This is a genomic window from Bacillota bacterium (assembly GCA_040754675.1).
GTDB lineage: Bacteria > Bacillota > Limnochordia > Limnochordales > Geochordaceae > Geochorda.
Window position 1 is genome coordinate 1 of sequence record JBFMCJ010000532.1, and the last position, 2,773, is coordinate 2,773.

At 71.9% G+C, this 2,773-nt stretch carries 6 protein-coding genes; all 6 read left to right on the plus strand.

Annotated features, from left to right (window positions below; all coding sequences use genetic code 11):
* On the plus strand, positions 1-427 hold a 427-nt coding region (locus tag AB1609_20310), incomplete at its 5' end, for a hypothetical protein (protein ID MEW6048787.1).
* The gene (locus AB1609_20315) at positions 424-951 is read left to right on the plus strand and encodes a hypothetical protein (protein MEW6048788.1); all 528 of its coding nucleotides are present in this window, start codon (positions 424-426) and stop codon (positions 949-951) included. The genes AB1609_20310 and AB1609_20315, both read left to right, overlap by 4 nt.
* 109 nt (positions 952-1,060) lie before the next feature.
* Positions 1,061-1,537: a hypothetical protein gene (locus AB1609_20320; protein MEW6048789.1), complete on the plus strand. Its 477-nt coding sequence runs from the start codon at positions 1,061-1,063 to the stop codon at positions 1,535-1,537.
* A 55-nt stretch (positions 1,538-1,592) separates the two neighbouring features.
* Positions 1,593-1,979 carry a hypothetical protein gene (locus tag AB1609_20325; protein ID MEW6048790.1) on the plus strand — a complete coding sequence of 129 codons (387 nt, stop codon included), beginning with the start codon at positions 1,593-1,595 and terminating at the stop codon, positions 1,977-1,979.
* An 11-nt stretch (positions 1,980-1,990) separates the two neighbouring features.
* Positions 1,991-2,203, plus strand: coding sequence for a hypothetical protein (locus AB1609_20330; GenBank protein MEW6048791.1), 213 nt, complete (start codon positions 1,991-1,993; stop codon positions 2,201-2,203).
* Positions 2,204-2,224: 21 nt separating this feature from the next.
* Positions 2,225-2,773: hypothetical protein (locus AB1609_20335; GenBank protein ID MEW6048792.1), on the plus strand; the 549-nt coding region annotated here is incomplete at its 3' end.

The window sequence follows — 2,773 nt, forward strand, 5'->3', positions numbered from 1 at the left end:
GGGAAGCGGGGCCGGGCGGTCCGGCCCCGCGAGCTTTCCTTCCAGCGTGCTCGGGCCGCGTGGCGGCCCGGCAAAGGCGGTCTTCTTGCTCCCGCGGTGTGGCCGCGGGGGCCTGGGGAGGGACGCCGCGCCCGGACGGCGGCAATTTCTCCGGCCCCGGGAAAAGTGGCCGGAAAAGGGGGATGGTACCGTGGAACTGGTGCTGGCAGGTCTCGTGGGTCTGCTGGCGGGGGTCGTCGGGGGGAGGTGGTTGTGGCTGTGCTGGGTGCCGGCGGCGCGGGCCTACCTGCACGCGCGCTGGGTCGCGGCCGTGCGTGCTGCGGTGAGGATGCTGCCGCCGGGCGAGCGCGCAGCGTTGTTGGGTCCTGCCGGAGACGACCGCCCGGTTTGGGAACCGGAACCAGACTCCGAGGAGGGAAACCTGTGAGGGACGGGGCGTGGAAAACCGCCGCTGTGGTCGTGATCCATGCCAGCCTCGCCTTCTGGGTGGGCCTCTACGGGCCCGGCCTGACCATGCTGGCGCTGTGCGCCTGGCTCCTCTGGAGCCGGGTGCTGCGCAACAGGCCGTTTTGGGGCACGGGCCCACTGGCCCTCGTGGACGGGTGGTGGTTGCGCCGGTACCTGCGGTCTCAGGGCCTGCGAGGTGGGACGTACGTCCTCCTGCTGGTTCCCCGCGTGGCCCAAGGCAAAGCCGCCTGGCTGGCGTGCCGGGCGGTGCGCCGGAGCGACCTGGTGTGGGTCACGCCCGGAAAGGTGCACGTGTACTTCCCGAGCGTGACTGACTACTTCGGCGCAAAGGAGCTGGCCAGGCGGCTCGAAGCCGTTCTCGCCGGCGCCGGCATACCCGTGCTGGCCGGAAGCGGCGGCAGCATCGCCTGGTCGGGTGCCGACCTCGCGGATACGCTGTTTGGTCCCCCTCCTGCCCGGGTCTTCGGGCGGGCAACCGCGTGAGTTGCCCCGGGAGGAGGAGCGGGAGAAGTGGGATAGAGGGGGAAGGGCGAGAGCGGGGGACCTGCCCGCCTGAGGGGCAGCTCCTCCGCTCTCCTCCTGCCCCTGGGAGGTGAAGACGGTGTTGTACCTGGCGTCGTTCTTTGGCCGTTCGGTTCCGCGGGGCGTGCCGCGCTACTCGGTGGCCAGGTGGCAGCCGCGCGAGCGCGCTCCGCTGCCCGAGCTGCCCTTCCTGGCTCCGGAGCAGACCGGAGGGCTGCCGCCCCGCAAGTACCTGGACTGCTACGCGCAGACGCTGTGCCTGCGCGCGCCCGAGGTGGCGGCCTGGCTGGAGGGGCTCTCGCCCGAGCATGACCTGGCCCTCTTGTGCTGGTGCTGCCCCGAGCGGCAGCACAAGCACTCCTCCGCGCGCGGGCTCCTGTGCCACACCATCCCGGTGGGGTGGCTGGTGGAGGAGCTGCGGCCTGACGTCCGGGTCGTGTACCTGGACGGCCGGGACCGGCCCGTCTGGAGCGCGGGCGAGCGCAAGGTCTTTCTCGGCCGCGTGGTGCCCGCCCTGCGGGCGTTCGCGCGGGTCGTGACCGCGTAGAGAGGGGGCGGGGGAGACCAGGACCCTACCTCCTCGGGGGAAGGGGTGAATTGAAATGCCCTGCGATGGGGTGGCCGTGCTGGCGGCCCAGAAGGTCCGGTTCGACGTGCTCTCGGAGCTTGCCAGCCCGCCCGGCAGGAAGGCCCTGTCCGCCTACTTCGGCGGCAAGGGCGTTGAGGTCCTGGGCACGGAAATCCTGGCCGATTCCCTATGGATCAGGGTGCCGGGAGGAAACCTGGTGGTCCGCCAGTCCGGTGATGACCTGCGGGTGCTCAGGCTGGGCAACCCGGCCCTGCCCGAACTGCCCGGCCTGGCGCGTGCCCTGGCGGATCTGGCCGGGCTCGTGCTCGCCCAGCGCGTGGTGGAAGCCGTCAGGAAGGCCGGCACGGTGGACCGCGTGTCCGTCACGCCCCGCGGCACGGTCATAGAGGCGAGGTTGTAGGGGGTGAGGGAATGCGGGTGACGGTGGTGGTGACCGCGGACGGGAAGCTGTCGGTCATAACCCGCGACGGGACGTTTGAGCAGGGGAAAGCGCGGATCCAGGCGCTGGTGCAGAGGCTCCGGGCGGAAGGGGTCGACCTGCCGCCCCTGTCCGACTCCGACTTCGAACAGCACCGCCACCCGGCGGAGTCCATCGCCGTAAGGCAGGGAGCCGCGGGTTTCTAGCGGCGGGAGGGGGGAGAGACGTTGAGCACGGCCGTGCAGGAAGCGCCGGCGTGGGTGCGGGACCTCCTGGACCGCTACCAGGCCGGCATTGCCCACACCTTCATGGTGGTGGGCAACGTGTCGGACTACGTGGTGCCGGGCGTGGGCCTGCGCACGTACCTCACGCGCGTCTTTTCCCGGCGCGACCTGATCGTCTTCTACGACAGGTCGGCCGGGCTGCAGTTCCCCGTCGAGGCCATGCGCAAGCGCTTCATGGAACTCTGCGGCCTGGCCCCGGAGGGCCAGGACGACGTCCTGGCGGCCCTGCGCGTGGCCGGGGGCGGGACGCCCGAGGCGCCGCTGCCCCGCGACCCCCTGGGGGCGCTGGGGCTGCTGGAGGGGGTGCTGCGCAACCCGGAGGTGAAGAGCGTCGCGGTCATCGAGTACCTGGAGGCCCTGGCGCCCCAGGGCGAGTGGTCCATGCTCTCGGCCGAGGACCGCGGGGTGATCGTGGCCCTGCAGCGCTGGGCCCGCGACCCGGCCATGGCCGCGGCGGGAAACATGGTGATCCTGGTCACGGGCGAGCCCTCC

Excerpts from the sequence above, each read along its gene's own strand:
- AB1609_20325 (MEW6048790.1), top strand. The coding sequence starts at position 1,593 with ATGCCCTGCGATGGGGTGGCCGTGCTGGCGGCCCAGAAGGTCCGGTTC.
- AB1609_20330 (MEW6048791.1), top strand. The coding sequence starts at position 1,991 with ATGCGGGTGACGGTGGTGGTGACCGCGGACGGGAAGCTGTCGGTCATA.